The following is a 15,591-nucleotide window of genomic DNA, read 5'->3' as shown; positions in this document are numbered from 1 at the left end:
CATCCACCCTGTCTGGAGCCGTGCCATGACCCTGCCGCTGGATCTGCCTGGCCTTGAAAAAGCCCCGGCCTCGTCGGTGAAGACCCGGGGCTGGCCGAGCCTGATGCGCACCGTGCGCGAAAAGCAGGCGCTGGTCATCACCAACCACAATCACCCGGAAGCGGTGATCGTGGACATCCGCACCTACCAGGAACTGCTGGCCAAGGCTGCGGGCGGCGATGCCGGTGAGCGCAACGAAGAGCTGCTGCGCCTGCGCAGCGAATTCGACCAGAAGCTGGCCGGGCTGCAGCGCGGGGAGGGGCTGGGCAAGGTGCTGGGCCAGCCGATCCGGCGCGGCCGCAAGGTCACCCTCGGCCGCCCGCTCTGATCGATGGGACGCATCCTGGCGCTGGCCGGCGTCAATGGCGCCGGCAAGAGTTCGCTGCTGGGCACCTGGCTGGACGCCGAAGGGCTGAGCTGGTTCAACCCGGACTCGTTCACCCGTCGCCTGGTCGACGCCGGCTGGCCGCTGCCGGAGGCCAACGCCGAGGCATGGCAGGAAGGCACCCGCCGCCTGCGCCAGGCCATGGCCGATGGCACCGACTTCGCCTTCGAGACGACGCTCGGCGGCAACACCATTCCGCGCCTGCTGCTCGAGGCCTGCGAACGGCATCAGGTGGCGATCTGGTTCTGTGGGCTGGCCGATGTCGAGCTGCACATCGCCCGTGTTGCCGCGCGGGTGGCCGCAGGCGGCCACGATATTCCGGTGGAGAGGATCCGCGCGCGTTTCGATTCCGCGCGCGCGAACCTGCTGGAGCTGCTGCCACACCTGGCCGAGCTGCACGTCTACGACAACAGCGCACCGGCCGACGCACAGGGCTGCGTGGTGCCGCTGCCGGTACTGGCCATGGCTGCAGGCGAACTGCAATACCCCATTGCGGTAGCCGACCTGCTGCACACGCCCGGCTGGGCCAAGCCCATCGTGATGCGTGCGATGGAATTGAACAGCCCGCGCGATTGAGGGCGCGTGCGTTGTAGAGCCGAGCCCATGCTCGGCTGACTCCCCGAAGGGCAGCCGAGCGCGGGCTCTGCTCTACAACGCAGGCTTCACCTGCTCGGGCTCGGCAACATCCGGCAGCGGCGGCAGGGTCGGGTCCACCGTCACCGGCACATCGCTCTTCAACAGCGCAGCCGCCTCCCGTTCGCAGCCGACCGCCGGCGGTGAGCCGCGCAGCGGCAGGCCAGCGGTTTCCTTCACGAACAGCATGGTCACCAGCCCGATCACCGCCGCGCCCATCAGGTAATAGGCCGGCACCAGCGGGTCGCCGGTGCGTTCCACCAGCCACGCGGTCACCAGCGGCGTGGTGCCACCGAACAGCGACACCGACACATTGAAGGCGATCGACAGCGCGCTGTAGCGCACCGGGGTGTAGAACAGCGCCGGCAGCGTGGACGGCATCGAACTGGTGAAGCACACCAGCGCCAGGCCCAGCAGCATCAGGCCGAGGAAGATCAGCCCGTCATGGCCGCTGCCGACCAGCAGCAGGCACGGAATGGCCAGCACCAGCAGCGCGATGCAGGCACCGATGATCATCGGGCGGCGGCCCAGCTTGTCACTGAACACGCCGCCGACGATGTTCAGCGGCATCATCACCAGCATCACGATGATGATCAGCAGCAGGCCCTTGCTCTCGGCGTAGCCCATGGTGACGCTGAGGTAGCTGGGCATGTAGGTCAACAGCATGTAATCGGTGACGTTGAACACCAGCACCAGGCCCATGCACACCAGCAGCTGGCGGCCATGCACCTGGAACAGCGCGCGCAGCCCCGGCCGGTCGTGTTCGCGCTTCTCGGCTTCCTCGGCGAAGGCGCGGAACGCCGGGGTTTCCTCCAGCTTCATGCGCATGTACAGGCCGAGCAGGCCCAGCGGGCCGGCCACCAGGAACGGAATGCGCCAGCCCCAGTCCAGCATCTGCTCGCTGCTCAACAGCATGTGCAGCGCGGTCACGGTACCGGCGCCGGCGATGTAGCCGCCCAGCGTGCCGAACTCCAGCCAGCTGCCCATCAGGCCGCGGTTGCGGTCGGTGGAATACTCGGCGATGAAGGTCGCCGCGCCGCCATATTCACCGCCGGTGGAAAAGCCCTGCACCACGCGTGCGAGCAGCAACAGCACCGGTGCCCAGATACCGATGCGCTCGTAGGCGGGGATCAGGCCGATCGAAAAGGTGCCCAGCGCCATCAGGACCATGGTGAACGCCAGCACTTTCTGGCGGCCGTAGCGATCACCCAGCGGTCCGAACACCAGGCCGCCCAGCGGCCGTACCAGGAACGCCACGGTGAAAGTGGCGAACGCGGCGATCACCTGCGCGGTGGGATTGCTGGACGGGAAGAACACCTGGCCGATGGTGACCGCCAGATAGCCGTAGACACCGAAGTCGAACCACTCCATGGCATTGCCGAGTGCGGCCGCGCCAACGGCGCGCTTGAGCATGGGCTTGTCGACCACCGTGATCTCATCGACCTTCAGGTGGCGGCGGCGCTTGAACCAGCCAAAGTGGGCGTGTGCATCGGGGGTGTCCTGCATGGGGACTCCTTGTTGGGTAAATACGGTGCGGAACAGACGGTGTGGTGTGTCCCGAGAAACGGAAACGGCGATGCAGGCGCAGGTGGCGCAGGGGCATCGAGGGGAGGGAGAAAGTGCGCACGCACGGCGCCACGCGCACCACAACGCACCGCCGTAACGGTAGACATTCGGAAACAGGACCACTGCAGCCGCGCAATCAGCGGCCAGCGGTCACGTCAGCGTGGGAATGCAGGCAGAGCGCCTGCGGGCGTCATCCGCCGGGATCCAGCGCGAGGCGATGGAAGGGCAGGGCGGGAGCCATCGTGGCAAGCGAAGCGCCGGTCGGCAGTGCTTCCCACGTAACAGGTGCGCCCGTCACGTAGTGGGTCGTGTCGATCATCGGTTCATGATAACGGCATCGGTGTGAGCATGCGGAGAAGCGGGCTGATCTGCACGCTGTGTTCCATTGCGCCTGTTCATCCGCAATGCATGCGATGACACGCGTTGAACGAACCTTGGCCGCAGCCCTCACGCAGTGCTGTCTACGGTAGTGCCGAACGCAATCGATAAGGAGCATCGCATGACCCGTCGCATTCCCGAAGGCACCCTGATCGTCGTTGCCGATGGTGGTTCGGCCCGCGTGTTCACCAACGTGGGCAGCGAACATCAGCTTGCGTTGAAGCAGGAAGGTGAGCTGCGCCTGCAGGACATCAGCGAGCAGGGTATCTCAGGTCAGGGGCCGGCCGGTGCGGTGCCGAAGGACATGTCCATTTCCCAGCTCAACGAGGCGACGTTCGCCAAGCAGGTGGCTGAGCAGCTCAACGAAGATGCCTTGAATAATCGCTATGCACACCTGGTACTGGTGGCAGACCCGACCACGCTGGGCCGTATCCGCCCGCTGCTGCACAAGGAGGTCCAGGCGCGCCTGCTGGGCGATATTGCCAAGGACCTGACCAATTCACCGGTGGAGGACATCCAGAAGGCCTTGGCGGGGTAACGAGCATGCCGTTCATGCGTGACTACCCGGCGGCGGAGCCCGCCGGCGCGGACGTGGAAGCTCAGGCGGGCTGGCTGCTGCTCGAGTTCGGTGCACCCTGGTGTGGCCATTGCCAGGCCGCGCAGCCCACACTCCAGGCGTTTGTCGACGCCCATGATCTGGTGCATTGGAAGATCGAAGATGGCAAGGGAAAGCCACTGGGGCGTGCTTTCAAGGTAAAACTGTGGCCGACAGTGGTGCTGCTGCATGCCGGCCAGGAAGTGGCGCGGGTGGTGAGGCCGGTCGACAGCGCCGACCTCGCCACGTTGCAGGGCGCATTGCCGGGTTGAGAGCAGCAATCATTGCGTGTGGTCCGCACGGCCGGGCAGGCTCGGCTGCATCGCGGGCTAGTGATAGGTCACCCTTTCCGCTTCCGCGCGCAGCTTCTGCAGCAACGACCGACCATGCTGGCTCAGCAGGACCATCGCGTTGGCGATTTCTTTGGCGTTGTAGCCCATCGGTGCGGGTGGCTTCGGCTCGGGGCCGTACTGCTCGCCGATGAGGATGGCCATGCCTTCGGCACTGTTGAGGGCGTGTTCGATGCGCTGGAACAGCGATTCCATGGCCGGGCTGAGCGGACGTTGGGTCATGCGGGAACTCCTTGGGAAGCGAAGGCCACCGCAAGGGTGGCGGGCGATGCGAGGTTGGAACTTCGGCTGAGCTTTGGGAAAAGCCGGAGGGCCATTCGGCCGCCGCGCACCGCCCGCCGTAGTTACGGCAAGCAGATCCCAAAGCTCAAAACGGGGTTCCAATCCCGGCAGCGGCGTTTGCGCTGCGGTGCCATCCTGGGCAGATCGAGGCGCTGCATACCAATTGATGGTTCGTCTCGCTTTCTCCCGTTTCGAAGGCGCGGTCTTTCAGAGGTGCATGTGTGGACATCCATTGGCGTATCGGCACCGATCGGGAGGCGGGAGACCGCAAGGCTATGAGGCGACTCGTCGTCCGGCCATGCAATTACGTGCAAATCATCGTGCCGGTTCCGGCGGCCGCACTGCAGCATGCGACAAGACAGGCCCGGTGCTAGGATCCGACTACCACCTGAATCGATCCAAATGCCGATGCCCACGCTGGACCGTCGCCTCCTGATCGCCTTCGCTGCCACCGCCATGCTTGTCACCGGTACCGCCTTGGCGGCCCCGTCGAAATCCGCCGCCGAACGCGCCTATGCCTCGGTCGACCCGTTCATCGGCACCGGTGGCGAAGGCCACACCTACCCGGGGGCCACAGTGCCGTTCGGCATGGTCCAGCTCAGCCCGGACACGCGCATCCAGCCGCGCGAAAAGGCCTACGGCTGGGCCGCAGGCTACCGCTACGACGACAGCAGCATCGTCGGCTTCTCGCATACGCACTTCTCCGGCACTGGCCATTCCGATCTGGGCGACATCCTGCTGATGCCGTTCACCGGCAATCCGGGCCTGGAGCGCGGCGATCCGGAGAAGCCGCGCAGCGGCTATGCATCGCGCTTCCGTCATGACGATGAAAAGGCCGAGCCGGGCTACTACGCGGTCACCCTGGATGACTACAAGGTACGCGCCGAACTGACCACCAGTACCCGCGTGGGCGTGCACCGCTATGCCTTCCCCAAGGGCACCGACGCCAAGGTGCTGCTGGACATGCGTACCAGCATGTATGACTACCCGGGCAAGGTGCTGTGGTCGCGGGTACGGGTGCGCGCCGACGGTACGGTGACCGGCTTCCGCGAGACGCGCGGCTGGGCGCCGGGCCGCCAGCTGTATTTCGCGATGCGTTTCTCGCGCCCGCTGGCCGGGCACGAGCTGCACAACACCGAGCAGGACATCGTCTACAAGGGCTTCCCGCCGCCGGGTGAGAAGGATCCCGCGCAGCGCGCCCAGATCGAAGGCCGACAGCTGGTCGGCACGTTCGCATTCGGCAAGCTGGATGCACCGCTGGTGGTGAAGGTGGCGATCTCGCCGGTCAGCGAAGCCGGCGCCATCGCCAACCTCGACGCGGAAGTGGCCGACTTCGATTTCGATCGCGTGCGTGCACAGGCGAAGCAGGAGTGGACGCAGGCACTGTCCGTGCTGGACATCGACGCGCCGGAGCATGCCCGTCGCAGTGCCTATACCGCGCTGTATCACACGATGCTGGGGCCGACGCTGTTCATGGATGCCGATGGCCAGTACCGCGGTTCGGACAACGCAGTGCACAAGGCCGACGGCTTCACGCACTATTCCACGTTGTCGCTGTGGGACACCTACCGTGCGCTGCACCCGTTGCTGACGCTGGTGCAGCCGGAGAAGCGCAACAGCGACTTCGTCAATTCCATGCTTGCCCACCATGAGCACAGCCCGTACGGCATGCTGCCGGTATGGTCGTTCCATGGCCTGGAAGACTGGTGCATGATCGGCTACCACGCCGTGCCGGTGATCGCCGATGCCTACGTGAAGGGCATTCGTGGCTTCGACGCCGACAAGGCGCTGAAGGCAATGGTCGAGACCGCCAATTACGGTCCCTATGACGGCATCGCGCAGTACCGCGAGCTGGGCTACGTGCCGATCGACGAGGAGGGCGAAGCAGCCAGCAAGACGCTGGAATACGCCTTCGACGACTGGACCATCGCACGCATGGCGCAGGCCATGGGCAAGGCCGATATCGCAGCGACCTTCGACAAGCGCGCAGGCAACTGGCGCAATGCCTTCGACAAGGACACCGGCTTCATGCGCGCACGCAAGCGCGATGGCAGTTTCCGCACGCCCTTCGACCCCAGCGCCAGCGGCTACGGCACCGACTACACAGAAGGCAATGCCTGGCAGTATTCGTGGTACGTACCGCAGGACGTCGCCGGGTTGGCGGCCGCGCACGGTGGCAGCGACAAGCTGCTCGCGCGCCTGGACGAGGTGTTCAACGCCAAGGTGGATCCATCGATCTTCGAGCACATGGAAGACATCACCGGCCTGATCGGCTGGTACGCACATGGCAACGAGCCCAGCCACCACGTGGCCTACCTGTATTCGTATGCCGGCCAGCCGTGGCGCACGCAGGCGCGCCTGAAGCAGATCATGGATACCCAGTATGCGGACCGCCCCGATGGCCTGGCCGGCAATGATGACGTCGGCCAGATGTCGGCGTGGTATGTGTTCACCGCGCTGGGCTTCTACCCGGTTGCACCGGGTTCGGGCGAGTACATTCTTGGCCGTCCGTTCCTACCGAAGACCGCAATGCGCCTGCCCAACGGCAAGACGTTCACCATCGTGGCCGAGGGGCTGGATGACGCGCACACGTACGTGGGCAGCGTGACGTTGAACGGCACGCCGCTGCAGCGTACCTTCCTGCGCCACGACGAGATCCTGGCCGGTGGCGAACTGCGCTTCAGCATGCAGGCCGAGCCGAACAAGGACTGGCCGGGGCAGGGCGCGCAGGCGCCGTATTCGATGAGCCGATGACGCGCACTCGGTAGGTGCCAACCTTGGTCGGCACGCTTCACGGGTGACCAGGAACCTGTAGAGCCGAGCCCATGCTCGGCTCAGGCATCGTGCCAGGAGCAGCCGAGCATGGGCTCGGCTCTACAAGGGCAATTCAGCAACGCTCAGCGGAACCGCAGCCCCACGCGCGCGCCACCGAGCGGCGCCGTTTCGATCTTCAACATCGCACCATGCCGTTGCGCGATCTCGGCCACGATCGCCAGGCCCAGCCCGCAGCCGTCGCCCTCGCTGCTGGACCGGTAGAAGCGTTCCGTGACGCGCGCGCGCTCGGCTTCGGCGATGCCGGCGCCGTCATCGTCCACCCACACCTGCACGCCGTCGGTCTCCTGCCGAACGCCGAGGGTGATCACTCCGGGCGCGGCGCCATAGCGCAGCGCGTTGTCCAGCAGGTTGCCCAGCGCCTCGCGCAGCAGCTGTGGATCGCCCTGTACCTGCACGCTGTCGTCGGGTCCGTCGTAACCCAGGTCCACGCCTGCAGCCAACGCACGATCGGCGTAACGCTCGACCACGCCACGCGCCAGCGCGGCCAGGTCCAGCGGCCGCAGCGGCAGCGCGCTGCCATGGGGATCTTCGGACCGGCTGAGCATCAGCAGCTGGTTGACCAGATGCTGCAGCCGCGCCAACCCGGCCAGCGTGCCCGACAGCGCCAGCTGCTGCGCCTGCGGATCATGCTGGCGCAAGGAACTCTCCAGCTCCACCTGCATCGCAGCAAGCGGCGTGCGCAGCTGGTGCGCGGCGTTGCTGACGAAGCGCCGTTGCGCCGCCTGCATCGCATCCAGTCGCTGCAATAGTGCGTTGTACGCCTGCACCGCCGGCCACAGCTCGCGTGGAGCTTCCTGCGCCGGGTCCAGCGGTGCCAATGGATCCGGCCGCGGGCTGGCCAGCTTCCGTGCGACCAGGTTGGCGTGGCGTGCGGCGGCTCCGGTGCCCGACCACGCCAGCCACGCCGCCAGTGCCAGGATCGCGGCCTGGAACGGGATGCTGGTCAGCAGCAGCTTGCGTTCCAGCCGGTGGCGCTTGCGCAGCGTCTCGGCCACGCGCAGCCGGATGTCATGGCCCGGCCCGGCGCTGACCACGACTTCGACCATGCGCACTGGCTGCCCACGCAGGCGCGCATCGTAGTAGACTGCGCCCTCATCGGCGGCAGCGCTCCCCGGGCGCGGCAGTGCTTCGGGCAGGTCGCCATACAGGCGCCCGCCTGCAGCGTCGACCACCTCGCCATGCACTTCGTCGGCGGTGTCCCAGGTGAACATGCGCGATACGGCCGGGGTGATCTCGATCGAAGCGCGGCCATCCTGCACTGTCACCAGCTCGGACAGCGACATCGCCGAGTCCAGCAGCCAGCGGTCGTAGACCTGGCCGGCGTAGAAGCGGGCCAGCGCGAACGAACCCACCGCGCTGCACAGCAGCAGCACCAGCAGTGGCAGCCACAGGCGTCTCAGCAGCAGGCCACGCAGGCTGTGCACGCGCTCAGTCACCCACGGCCTCCAAGCGGTATCCAAGCCCACGCAGCATGCGGATGCCGACGCCGGCACGCGCCTGTTCCAGCTTGCGGCGCAGGCGGCTGACATGCACTTCGATCACCGACAGGCTGGCCTCGTGGTCCCAGCTGTACAGCGCGTCGAACAGGCGCTGCTTGGTGACGGTGCGGCCAGGATGCTGCATCAGGGCCTCGACCAGCGACAGCTCGCGGGCGGTCAGTTCGATGCGCTGGCCGTCCACCTGCACTTCATTGCGGATGCTGTCGAAGCACAGGCGACCCAACCGCTTCTGCGCAGGCGCGTCGCTGCGGCGGCGTGACAGCGCACGCAGGCGTGCTTCCAGCTCTCCCAGCGCGAACGGCTTGGCGAGATAGTCGTCGCCACCCCGGTCGAGGCCGAGGATACGGTCTTCTACACCGTCGCGCGCAGTGAGGATCAGCACCGGCAGGGTCACACCGTCGTTGCGCAGGCGCGAGAGCAGGTCGAGGCCATCGACGTCGGGCAATGAAAGGTCGAGCACCATCACGTCATATGGCGCGCTGGCCAGTGCAGCGGGTGCATGCAGTCCGCGCGAGAGGTGGTCGCACAGATGACCCGTGCCCTGCAGGGCACGGATCAGTCCATCGGCCAGGGCGGCGTCGTCTTCGATCAGCAGGATTCGCATTGCAAGCTTCGTGCAAGGTTGGGGCAAGATTGGCGCAAGTGCGTCACCTTACCGTGACGCGCATGAATTTCTCCCCTTGTCTTGTGGCCGTGTTGGCCGCCCTCCTGTGCACATGGATCTGCTGCCGTCGCTGGTGCAGGACTCACTGCAGCGCCTGCGCACGGTGCTGATGACCGCACTGCTGGCGATGTTCGGCCTGCTGCCGATGGTCACCTCGCACGCGATCGGTGCCGAAACCCAGAAGCCGCTGGCGGTGCTGGTGATCGGCGGCATGCTGTTGGCGATGCTTCTGACCCTGCTGGTACTGCCGACGCTGTACTACTGGGTACACCGGCGCCGCGAGGACCGTAGCGCCTGACCTAACTGTAGAGCCGAGCCCACGCTCGGCTGCGTCTGGCCTTCGCGCGAAGAGCAGCCGAGCGTAGGCTCGGCGCTACCGAATCCCCGCGCCACGCGCAGATGCGATCCGCGCCATGCGTGGATGCCGTCCGCGCGATCTACACCATCCCACCGTTGGCGCGCAGCACCTGGCCGTTGATCCATCCGCCATCGGCACCGGCCAGGAACGCCACCGCACCGGCGATGTCCTCTGGTGTACCCAGCCGCTCCAGCGGGTTCATCTTCGCCAGCCGCTCGATCAGTTCCGGTGACTTGCCGTCCAGGAACAGGTCGGTAGCGGTCGGGCCCGGCGCCACGGCGTTCACGGTGATGTCGCGCCCGCGCAGCTCCTTGCTGAGGATTGCGCCCATCGTCTCCACCGCTGCCTTGCTGGCGGCGTACACGCTGTAGTTCTCCAGCCGGGTGCCGACCACGCTGGTGGACAGGGTGATGATGCGGCCACCGTCGCGCACCCGGCGCGCACTTTCGCGCAGCACATTGAAGGCGCCCTTGAGGTTGATGCCGATCAGCCGCTCGAACAAGGCATCGTCGGTGTCGGCCAATGGTGCCAGCTGCAGTACGCCCGCGCTGTTGACCACCACGTCGATCCCGCCGAAGCGGACTTCGATGGCGTCGAACAGCTGCCGCACCGCCTGCGGATCGGCGACATCGGCCTGCAATGCGATGGCCTGCGCGCCGGCTGCGTTGAGTTCGGCCACCAAGGCTTCGGCGTCGCCGCGGCGGCCCGCATAGTTGATCGCGACCGCGTGGCCGCCGGCGGCGAGCCGGCGGGAAATGGCGGCGCCGATGCCACGGGAGCCGCCGGTAACCAGGGCGACAGAGCGGACGGGGGAGGGGGTCATGGTGGTTTCCAGTGGGCACGCCGGAGTGGCGCAGGGCCATCTTCGCGCCATTGCCCGTTCGGATAATCCTGCATAATCCGCCAACATCATCCGGATAGCCGAACAATGGATCGCTTCACGGCCATGCGCGCCTTCGTCCGTATCGTCGAGCGCCGCAGCTTCAGCCGGGCCTCCGAGGACCTCGGCCTGCCGCGGGCCACGGTGACCGACGCGATCAAGGCGCTCGAACAGCGGCTGGGCGTGCGCCTGCTGAACCGGAGCACGCGGGTGGTGGTGCCGACGCTGGAAGGCGAAACCTTCTACGGCCGTTGCCTGCGCCTGATCGCCGACATGGACGATGCCGAGGCTGCGTTCCGTGACACGCCGCCACGCGGCCCGTTGCGCATTGAAGTGCACGGCACGCTGGGCCGGCACCTGCTGTTTCCGCACCTGCCGGAATTCCTGCAGCGCTACCCGGAGATCGAACTGGACGTCAGCGAAGGCGACCGCTATGTCGATCTGCTGCGCGAAGGCGTGGATGCGGCGTTGCGGGTGGGGACGCTGGCCGACAGCGATCTGGCGGCGCGCCGGTTGACGATGCTGCGCGAGGTCACGGTTGCCTCGCCGGGCTACGTGCAGGCCAGGGGCGTCCCAGGCAGCATCGAGTCACTGCTGGACGGGCATGAAATGGTTGGCTACCGCTCCAGCGCCAGCGGCCAGCTGATTCCGCTGGAGTTCCAGCAGCGAGGGCAGGTGCACTACGTGCCGCTGCCGGCGCGGTTGCGTGTGTCCGGTGCAGACGCCTTCCTTGGTGCCGCGCTGGCAGGCCTGGGCATCATCCAGGCACCGCGCTACCGGATGGACCCGTACATCGCGCGCGGGCAGCTGGTCGAGCTGTTGCCTGAGGCGCCGCCGACGCCTAGCCCGTTGAGCCTGGTCTACCCGCGCAACCGCACGCCGTCGCCGCGGTTGCGGGTGTTCATCGACTGGGTGGCTGGGGTGTTCGACCAGGCCGGGGTTGCCGGCCAGCGGCCGGCACTACCGACGCAGCACGCGAAGCTGTCCGACCGGAGGGGATAGTGCCGGCCGCTGGCCGGCATCACAGCGCTGCCAACGGCCCTTGCATGCGATGGAAACTGCCATCGGGGGCGGTGAACCAGGCCAGCGAACGCCCACCCGCGAAGTCGTCGACATGCACCACCGTGGCGCCGTCGGCTTCCTGCCACGAAATGGCATAGATCCCGTCGCTGATCTGCTGCCACTCGCAGGCGGCTTCGCCACGTGCACCGGCATAGGCGCCGGAGACGATGGCGTACTGCACGTGGCGACCATCGGCGCTGTAGGCATTGTCGGCGGCCAGGCCGTCATAGCGGACGCGGAAACGGCGGCCAGCGAACACGGGCAGGTCGGCGGCGGTGTTCATCGGATCGCCACCGGGTTGATGTTGACCTGGGTCGAGCCGACATACAGCGGATGGCCGAGCACGAACAGGAACTCCCAGGCCTTGTCGCGCACCAGCTCACGGCTGTCGATCAGCTCCAGGTTGTAGATGCCGCGCTTGGCCAGCATGTACTGGTTGACCGGAAATTCCTCGGCACCGTTCGGGTTCGGGTAGACCTCCGAGGCCCAGGTGTCGCCACCGAAGGCGACGATGCCCTGGTCGGCCAGCCACTTCGCGGCCTCCATGCCGATACCCGGTTCCACTGCCAGGAATTGCGTGTTGTCCTTGCCGATCAGTTCCAGCCAACCGGTGTTGAACAGCACCACGTCGCCCTTGCGCAGGCTCAGTCCCTGCTTCTTCAGCACGGCCTGGATGTCGGCCACGGTGAACTCGGTGCCGCCGGGCACGATCGCCTTGCCGTAGTACGCGGTCATGTCCAGCACCACGCCGCGGGTGACCATCGGCGGCACCTTCTCGACGCCGAGCTTGCGCACGCCGTCCACGGTGACGAAGTCGGCGGCCCTGTTGCCGTTGTAGTAGACGTTGTCGATGCCGATATGGCCGATGCCATTGAGCTGGGTGCCAACGCCGGTCCAGGCGTTCACCAGTTCATCGTTGAAGGTGAACTTGTTGGGGCCCAGCGACGTGCCGGCCTGCTGGCCGACCTGCACGTTGTACAGGCGGAAGCTGCGGTGGCGGAACGCGGGCAGGTTCTTGTCCACCGGCACCGCCAGCGGATAGGTCTTGCCGGTCCTGACCAGCGAGACCGCGTGCTTGACCACGTCCGCGGTCAGCAGGTTGGCCGCGCCAATCTCGTCGTTGGCGCCGTAGGCAGAGGGATGCCAATCCTCGGCAGTGGCCTGGAAGGACAACGGCAGGGTGGCCAGCGCAAGCGCGGCCAGGGTCTTCATCTTCATGGCAAAGCTCCGGTAGCTGTCAGGCCGCCGCGGCGGCGCCGGCATGGGCCGGGAAGTGCGGCAGCACGTACTCGGCGATTTCGTGGAAGGTTTCGGCCAGGGGCCGTTCGTTGCGGCGGAACTGCAGGCCGATGTGGTCGACACCGGCCGCCTGCATGGCGCGCAGTTCGGCCAGCAGGGCGTTGCGGCCGCCGCGCAGGCCGAAGCGCCAGCGCTGCAGGGGGGCATTGGCATCGGCCACCAGGTCCAGGTGGATGAAGCTCGCATAGGGCTTGTTGCCGGCCACGGCGCGCCAGGCCGCTACACGTTGCGCATGGTCCTGTGGCCTGCCCGGGTAGGCCAGGCAACCGTCCATGTGCTGGCCGATCCACGCCGGTTGCTGCTGGGCAAGGCCGGCCACGAACAACGGCAGGGCCGGGCCATCCGCGGGCAGCACATCCAGGCCCTGCGGCAGGTGCGCGGCGGCGCCTTCGCGCAACAGTGCGATCTGCTCGCGGAAGCGGCTGCCACGGCTGTCGAAGTCACGGCCGAACAGCGGGTACTCCACCGGGCGGTCGCCGCTGGCCACGCCCAGCAGCAGGCGGCCGCCGCTGAGCCGCTGCACGCTGCGCGCCGACTTCAGGGTCAACAACGGCTCGCGGATCGGCAGCACCACCGCACCGGTACCCAGCAGGATGTGCTCGGTGATGCCGGCCAGGTAGCCGAGGTAACTGAACACCTCGAACACCTGCGCCGCATCGCCGAAGGCCGGGTCGTACACCGGCACGTCGCGTACCCACAGCGCACGGAAGCCGAGACGGTCGGCCAGCCGTGCCAGCTCCGCATGGCGCTGCAGGTCCGGTTCGCCGGGCAGGCGTCGCGCGGCGCGTCGCGCCTGTTCGCCCAGCGGCGTCCAGTCATTGTCCAGCGGTGCTTCGATGCCGATGCTGAAACCCCCGGCCTGCAGCCGCGCCAACGCACTGCCCATGGCGAAGCTCCTCAGTCCCAGGCCGGGGCCAGGCCCGGCGGATCGACTTCGCGGCCGTTGCGGTCAAGCGCGGCGATCGCGGCCATGTCGTCGGCATCCAGGCGCAGGTCCTGGGCGAGCAGGTTGCTGGCCAGGTTCTCGCGCTTGGTCGACGACGGGATGACCGCGTAGCCCAGTTGCAGCGCCCACGCCAGCGCGACCTGGGCTACGGTGGCCTGGTGCTTGTCGGCGACGGCGGCCAGTACCGGGTCCTTCAGCACCTTGCCATAGGCCAGGGTCATGTAGGAGGTGACGGTGATGCCCTGGTCCTGCAGGAAAGCAGTCAGTGCCGGATTCTGCAGGTAGGGGCTCAGTTCGATCTGGTTGGTGGCGATCTCGCCAACGCCGACCACCTCGATGGCCTGCCGGGTCAGTTCGATGTTGAAGTTGGACACACCGATCTGGCGGGTCAGGCCCAGCGTCTTGGTTTCGGCCAGCGCGGTCATGTACTCGCGCAGTTCAACGCCATTGCCCGGCGCCGGCCAGTGGATCAGCAGCAGGTCGACGTAGTCGGTGCGCAACTTGGCCAGGCTGTCGCGCAGGCTCGGGATCAGCTTGTCGGCGGCGTAGTTGTCGACCCAGATCTTGGTGGTCAGGAACAGCTGGTCGCGCGGGATGCCGGATTCGGCGATGGCCTGGCCGACCTCGGCTTCGTTGCCGTAGATCTGCGCCGTATCGATCGCACGGTAGCCGACGTCGAGGGCGTTGCGCACCGAGTCGATGACGGTCTGGCCGGTCAGGCGGAAGGTGCCGACGCCAAAGGAAGGAACGCTCATGAGGGACTCCAGGGACTTCGTTGAGAGCCGGCGGGCTCGGGACAGGGCGAAGTGTGGGCGCTTTACATTTGTTGATTAAGCCGTGTATACGGGAAATGCTTTTGCAACGAGGTAAATAATGAAAACCACCCTGGATGAGCTGAAGGCCTTCGTGGCGGTGGTCGATGGCGGCTCGATCACGGCGGCGGCCGAGGCGCTGGAGCTGACCATCTCGGCCACCAGCCGCACCTTGGCGCGGTTGGAGGACAAGCTGCAGACCACGCTGCTGCGGCGGACCACGCGCCGGCTGGAACTGACCGAGGAGGGCGCGGCGTTCCTGGAGTACGCGCGCACGATCCTGGCCACGGTGGACGAGGCCGAGGAACAGATGGCGGCGCGGCGGCTGCAGCCGGTCGGGCGCCTGCGCGTGGACGCCGCCACGCCGTTCATGCTGCACGTGATCGTGCCGCTGCTGGAGGGCTTCCGCGAGCGCTACCCGCAGGTAGAGCTGGAGTTGAATTCCAACGAGGGCATCACCGACCTGATCGAAAAGCGCACCGATGTGGCGTTCCGCATCGGCGTGCTGCGCGATTCGACCCTGCATGCGCGGCCGATCGGCCACAGTCGCATCCGCGTGGTGGCCAGCCCCGAATACCTGCGACGGCACGGCACGCCCACGCGCGTGGAGCAGCTGCGCGAGCACGACCTGCTGGGCTTCACCCAGCCCAGCTCCTTGAACGAATGGCCGCTGCAGGATGCCGATGGCGGGCCTTTCGTGATCGCGCCGGCCATCGCTTCATCCAGTGGCGAGACACTGCGGCAGATGGCGGTGGCCGGGTTGGGCATCGCCTGCCTGTCCGACTTCCTGACCCGCCAGGACCGGCGCGAGGGCCGACTGGTGCAGCTGTTCGGCAAACAGACGCAGGACGTGCGGCAGCCGATCAATGCGGTGTACTACCGCAACACCGCGCTGGCCGCGCGCATCATCTGCTTCGTCGACCACGTCACGCAGACGCTCGGCCAGCGCCCGTTCGATGAATAAAGATCGGTAGAGCCGGCCGCTGGCCGGCTTCCCCATCTGCCGGA

16 protein-coding genes and 1 pseudogene are annotated in these 15,591 nt (G+C 66.9%); 8 read left to right on the top strand and 9 right to left on the bottom strand.

From position 1 onward, the window contains the following. The first annotated feature begins 25 nt into the window (after positions 1-25). Complete coding sequence (locus ACZ75I_RS10695; protein WP_049411569.1) at positions 26-367, top strand: type II toxin-antitoxin system prevent-host-death family antitoxin; 342 nt, start codon at positions 26-28, stop codon at positions 365-367. 3 nt (positions 368-370) lie between these two features. Beyond that, the gene (locus tag ACZ75I_RS10690; RefSeq protein ID WP_180866960.1) at positions 371-1,000 is read left to right on the top strand and encodes an AAA family ATPase; all 630 of its coding nucleotides are present in this window, start codon (positions 371-373) and stop codon (positions 998-1,000) included. 72 nt (positions 1,001-1,072) lie between these two features. On the opposite strand, the gene proP is transcribed toward ACZ75I_RS10690, so the two are convergent. Next, complete coding sequence (proP, locus tag ACZ75I_RS10685; RefSeq protein WP_346476499.1) at positions 1,073-2,563, bottom strand: glycine betaine/L-proline transporter ProP; 1,491 nt, start codon at positions 2,561-2,563, stop codon at positions 1,073-1,075. A 559-nt stretch (positions 2,564-3,122) separates the two neighbouring features. On the opposite strand from proP, the gene ACZ75I_RS10680 reads away from it, so the two are divergent. Then, positions 3,123-3,539, top strand: coding sequence for a host attachment family protein (locus ACZ75I_RS10680; RefSeq protein WP_134968715.1), 417 nt, complete (start codon positions 3,123-3,125; stop codon positions 3,537-3,539). 5 nt (positions 3,540-3,544) lie between these two features. Continuing rightward, the gene (locus ACZ75I_RS10675; protein ID WP_472957831.1) at positions 3,545-3,868 is read left to right on the top strand and encodes a thioredoxin family protein; all 324 of its coding nucleotides are present in this window, start codon (positions 3,545-3,547) and stop codon (positions 3,866-3,868) included. A gap of 57 nt (positions 3,869-3,925) precedes the next feature. On the opposite strand, the gene ACZ75I_RS10670 is transcribed toward ACZ75I_RS10675, so the two are convergent. Beyond that, on the bottom strand, positions 3,926-4,168 hold the full coding sequence (locus ACZ75I_RS10670; protein ID WP_472957830.1) for a hypothetical protein: 243 nt from the start codon (positions 4,166-4,168) through the stop codon (positions 3,926-3,928). 462 nt (positions 4,169-4,630) lie between these two features. Between ACZ75I_RS10670 and ACZ75I_RS10665 the strand changes: the two genes are divergently transcribed. Next, positions 4,631-6,982, top strand: coding sequence for a GH92 family glycosyl hydrolase (locus tag ACZ75I_RS10665; RefSeq protein ID WP_472957829.1), 2,352 nt, complete (start codon positions 4,631-4,633; stop codon positions 6,980-6,982). A 143-nt stretch (positions 6,983-7,125) separates the two neighbouring features. Here ACZ75I_RS10665 and ACZ75I_RS10660 read toward each other — a convergent pair whose 3' ends face one another. Both ACZ75I_RS10660 and ACZ75I_RS10655 read right to left on the bottom strand, forming a co-directional pair. After that, positions 7,126-8,499 carry a sensor histidine kinase gene (locus ACZ75I_RS10660; RefSeq protein WP_472957828.1) on the bottom strand — a complete coding sequence of 458 codons (1,374 nt, stop codon included), beginning with the start codon at positions 8,497-8,499 and terminating at the stop codon, positions 7,126-7,128. Further along, positions 8,492-9,166 (bottom strand): response regulator, encoded by a 675-nt coding sequence (locus ACZ75I_RS10655; RefSeq protein WP_049411549.1) that lies wholly within the window; start codon positions 9,164-9,166, stop codon positions 8,492-8,494. The genes ACZ75I_RS10660 and ACZ75I_RS10655 overlap by 8 nt, the downstream gene beginning before the upstream one ends. A gap of 112 nt (positions 9,167-9,278) precedes the next feature. On the opposite strand from ACZ75I_RS10655, the pseudogene ACZ75I_RS10650 reads away from it, so the two are divergent. After that, a pseudogene (locus tag ACZ75I_RS10650) lies at positions 9,279-9,524 on the top strand (efflux RND transporter permease subunit); the annotation flags it as partial. A gap of 139 nt (positions 9,525-9,663) precedes the next feature. Here the strand turns inward: ACZ75I_RS10650 and ACZ75I_RS10645 are convergent. After that, positions 9,664-10,407: an SDR family oxidoreductase gene (locus ACZ75I_RS10645; protein ID WP_472957826.1), complete on the bottom strand. Its 744-nt coding sequence runs from the start codon at positions 10,405-10,407 to the stop codon at positions 9,664-9,666. A 105-nt stretch (positions 10,408-10,512) separates the two neighbouring features. On the opposite strand from ACZ75I_RS10645, the gene ACZ75I_RS10640 reads away from it, so the two are divergent. Next, positions 10,513-11,466 (top strand): LysR family transcriptional regulator, encoded by a 954-nt coding sequence (locus ACZ75I_RS10640; RefSeq protein WP_472957825.1) that lies wholly within the window; start codon positions 10,513-10,515, stop codon positions 11,464-11,466. Between the two features lie 19 nt (positions 11,467-11,485). On the opposite strand, the gene ACZ75I_RS10635 is transcribed toward ACZ75I_RS10640, so the two are convergent. The 4 genes from ACZ75I_RS10635 to dkgB are packed head-to-tail and all read right to left on the bottom strand — an operon-like array spanning position 11,486 to position 14,526. Continuing rightward, the gene (locus tag ACZ75I_RS10635; RefSeq protein WP_472957824.1) at positions 11,486-11,809 is read right to left on the bottom strand and encodes a MoaF-related domain-containing protein; all 324 of its coding nucleotides are present in this window, start codon (positions 11,807-11,809) and stop codon (positions 11,486-11,488) included. Next, positions 11,806-12,744 (bottom strand): cyclase family protein, encoded by a 939-nt coding sequence (locus ACZ75I_RS10630; RefSeq protein WP_472957823.1) that lies wholly within the window; start codon positions 12,742-12,744, stop codon positions 11,806-11,808. The genes ACZ75I_RS10635 and ACZ75I_RS10630 overlap by 4 nt, the downstream gene beginning before the upstream one ends. A 19-nt stretch (positions 12,745-12,763) precedes the next feature. Continuing rightward, on the bottom strand, positions 12,764-13,711 hold the full coding sequence (locus tag ACZ75I_RS10625; RefSeq protein WP_472957822.1) for a TIGR03571 family LLM class oxidoreductase: 948 nt from the start codon (positions 13,709-13,711) through the stop codon (positions 12,764-12,766). Positions 13,712-13,722: 11 nt separating this feature from the next. Further along, positions 13,723-14,526 carry a 2,5-didehydrogluconate reductase DkgB gene (gene dkgB / locus ACZ75I_RS10620; protein WP_472957821.1) on the bottom strand — a complete coding sequence of 268 codons (804 nt, stop codon included), beginning with the start codon at positions 14,524-14,526 and terminating at the stop codon, positions 13,723-13,725. A gap of 118 nt (positions 14,527-14,644) precedes the next feature. Between dkgB and ACZ75I_RS10615 the strand changes: the two genes are divergently transcribed. After that, entirely contained in the window at positions 14,645-15,547 is a 903-nt protein-coding gene (locus ACZ75I_RS10615; protein ID WP_346476021.1) for a LysR substrate-binding domain-containing protein, read from the top strand. Positions 15,548-15,591 lie beyond the last annotated feature (44 nt).

Source organism: Stenotrophomonas sp. X (assembly GCF_055721025.1).
This window is presented reverse-complemented; position numbering and strand designations above follow the sequence as displayed.

Bases quoted from the DNA above. Each gene is read 5' to 3' on its own strand.
- ACZ75I_RS10695 (WP_049411569.1), top strand. From the start codon at position 26: ATGACCCTGCCGCTGGATCTGCCTGGCCTTGAAAAAGCCCCGGCCTCG.
- ACZ75I_RS10690 (WP_180866960.1), top strand. From the start codon at position 371: ATGGGACGCATCCTGGCGCTGGCCGGCGTCAATGGCGCCGGCAAGAGT.
- proP (WP_346476499.1), bottom strand. From the start codon at position 2,563: ATGCAGGACACCCCCGATGCACACGCCCACTTTGGCTGGTTCAAGCGC.
- ACZ75I_RS10680 (WP_134968715.1), top strand. From the start codon at position 3,123: ATGACCCGTCGCATTCCCGAAGGCACCCTGATCGTCGTTGCCGATGGT.
- ACZ75I_RS10675 (WP_472957831.1), top strand. From the start codon at position 3,545: ATGCCGTTCATGCGTGACTACCCGGCGGCGGAGCCCGCCGGCGCGGAC.
- ACZ75I_RS10670 (WP_472957830.1), bottom strand. From the start codon at position 4,168: ATGACCCAACGTCCGCTCAGCCCGGCCATGGAATCGCTGTTCCAGCGC.
- ACZ75I_RS10665 (WP_472957829.1), top strand. From the start codon at position 4,631: ATGCCGATGCCCACGCTGGACCGTCGCCTCCTGATCGCCTTCGCTGCC.
- ACZ75I_RS10655 (WP_049411549.1), bottom strand. From the start codon at position 9,166: ATGCGAATCCTGCTGATCGAAGACGACGCCGCCCTGGCCGATGGACTG.
- ACZ75I_RS10645 (WP_472957826.1), bottom strand. From the start codon at position 10,407: ATGACCCCCTCCCCCGTCCGCTCTGTCGCCCTGGTTACCGGCGGCTCC.
- ACZ75I_RS10640 (WP_472957825.1), top strand. From the start codon at position 10,513: ATGGATCGCTTCACGGCCATGCGCGCCTTCGTCCGTATCGTCGAGCGC.
- ACZ75I_RS10635 (WP_472957824.1), bottom strand. From the start codon at position 11,809: ATGAACACCGCCGCCGACCTGCCCGTGTTCGCTGGCCGCCGTTTCCGC.
- ACZ75I_RS10630 (WP_472957823.1), bottom strand. From the start codon at position 12,744: ATGAAGATGAAGACCCTGGCCGCGCTTGCGCTGGCCACCCTGCCGTTG.
- ACZ75I_RS10625 (WP_472957822.1), bottom strand. From the start codon at position 13,711: ATGGGCAGTGCGTTGGCGCGGCTGCAGGCCGGGGGTTTCAGCATCGGC.
- dkgB (WP_472957821.1), bottom strand. From the start codon at position 14,526: ATGAGCGTTCCTTCCTTTGGCGTCGGCACCTTCCGCCTGACCGGCCAG.
- ACZ75I_RS10615 (WP_346476021.1), top strand. From the start codon at position 14,645: ATGAAAACCACCCTGGATGAGCTGAAGGCCTTCGTGGCGGTGGTCGAT.